The organism is Rhodoferax sp. UBA5149 (assembly GCF_002413825.1).
Classification (GTDB): Bacteria; Pseudomonadota; Gammaproteobacteria; order Burkholderiales; family Burkholderiaceae_C; genus Rhodoferax.
The window spans coordinates 586-2,461 of record NZ_DHXT01000219.1 but is presented as its reverse complement, the minus strand read 5'-3'; the positions used below and the strand labels follow the sequence as shown (position 1 = coordinate 2,461).

At 65.0% G+C, this 1,876-nt stretch carries 2 protein-coding genes; both read left to right on the top strand.

Annotated features, from left to right (window positions below):
- Positions 1-116: 116 nt before the first annotated feature.
- Positions 117-1,250: an iron-containing alcohol dehydrogenase gene (locus B3V69_RS19550; protein ID WP_296449118.1), complete on the top strand. Its 1,134-nt coding sequence runs from the start codon at positions 117-119 to the stop codon at positions 1,248-1,250.
- A 105-nt stretch (positions 1,251-1,355) separates the two neighbouring features.
- Positions 1,356-1,876: gamma-glutamyl-gamma-aminobutyrate hydrolase family protein (locus B3V69_RS19545; protein WP_296449115.1), on the top strand; the 521-nt coding region annotated here is incomplete at its 3' end.

Genomic DNA, 1,876 nt, shown 5'->3' with positions numbered 1-1,876 from the left:
GACACCTTCGTCGACCACTTCGCCGCCACCCGTGAATGGGAATGGCGCCAGTGGCTGGACGCCGTGACTGACTGGGAAATGAAACGCTATTTTGAAATCATTTAACGACCACGACCATGACTATCAGCCATTTCTCCTTTCCCACCGCCATCGAGTTCGGCGCCGGCGCGCGCAAGCTGGTGGCCCGGCATCTGCTGGACCGCGGCTTCAAACGCCCGCTGATCGTCACCGACCAGGCGCTGGCCGCCTTGCCGGTGCTGGCCGAGTTCAAAACCCATCTGGCGGGGCTGGAAGTGGCGGTGTTCCGCGGCGTATTCGGCAACCCGACCTGTAGCCAGGTGATGGAGGGTGCGGCCGCCTACCGGGCGCACCAGGCCGATTGCATCATCGGTTTCGGCGGCGGCGCGGCGCTCGACGTGGCTAAGCTGGTGGGCGTGGCGGCCACCCACGCGGGCGACATTCTGGCGTACGTGTGGGACCACCCGCAGGTGCGGCCGATCGAGCACGCCCTACCGTATTTCGTGGCGCTGCCGACCACCTCGGGCACCGGCTCGGAAGTGGGCCGCTCCAGCGTCGTGAGCGAAAACGACACGCACCTGAAGCGCGTCGTGTTCAGCCCCAAAATTCTGGCGAAGCACGTGTTTGCCGATCCTGAATTGACGCTCGGCCTGCCGGCCCATGTGACCGCCGCCACCGGCATGGACGCCCTGACCCACAACATCGAGAGCTACCTGTCGCCGGCCTACCACCCGCTGTGCGATGGCATCGCGCTGGAGGGCACGCGCATTGCCGCTGCCGCCCTGCTCACGGCGGTGAACGAGCCCGGCAACCTGCAGGCGCGCTCGGACATGATGATGGCCTCGATGATGGGCGCCATCGCGTTCCAGAAAGACCTGGGCGCCGTGCACTCCTGCGCCCATGCGCTGGGTGCCGTCTGCGACCTGCACCATGGTCTCGCCAACGCGCTGATGATTGACACCGTCATGGCCTGGAACTTTGAGGTGGTGCCAGGCAAATTCGACGAGCTGGCCCATGTGTGCAAGGTGGCGGGTGGCGGTCAGGCCTTTGTGCCCTGGCTGCAACAGCTCCGAAGCAGCGTCGGCATCAGCGGCGGTCTGGCGGCGCATGGCGTGACGCCGGAGCAGCTGCCACGTCTGGTGGCGATTGCCATGGCCGACATCTGCCACCAGACCAATCCGCGACCCTGCACGGCGGCGGACTTTGAGGCCCTGTTCAAGGCCGCCATGTGATATGGCCCCCACGCTTGCCACTTCGTGTGCTGCGCTGCCCCCCGAGGGGGCTAATTTCCCTTGGGGCGGCCCGGCGGAAAATTTCTTGTCAACAGGAGGCTTGCCGTGACCGTCACAGAAACCCGTCTGAAAATCGGCATCAGCGCCTGCTTTTTGCATCCCGACCCGGCGCGCGCGGTGTTTGCCAGCAAGACCTTGCAATACGTCGAGCAGTCGATGGCGCATTGGGTCATGTCGGGCGGCGCTTTGCCGGTCATGATTCCGTCACCCGCCGGAGAAACCGCGCGCGGCGAGGTGCACTTTGACGACTACGCCCAGTGGCTGGACGGCCTGGTGCTGCACGGCGGCGCCGATGTCTGGCCCGGCAGCTATGGCGAGACACCGCTGCACGCGCGCTGGAGCGGCGACCGCATCCGCGACGTGTATGAGCAAGCGCTGGTGAAGGCTTTTGTCGCCGCCGGCAAACCAGTGTTTGGCGTGTGCCGCGGTTTGCAGCTGATCAACGTGGCCTTTGGCGGCACCCTGTACCAGGACATTGCAACGCAAAAGCCCGAGGCCCTGGTGCACCGCGATGCCCAGGTCTACGACCAAAACTTCCATACCCTGGAAATAGTGCCAAAAACCCG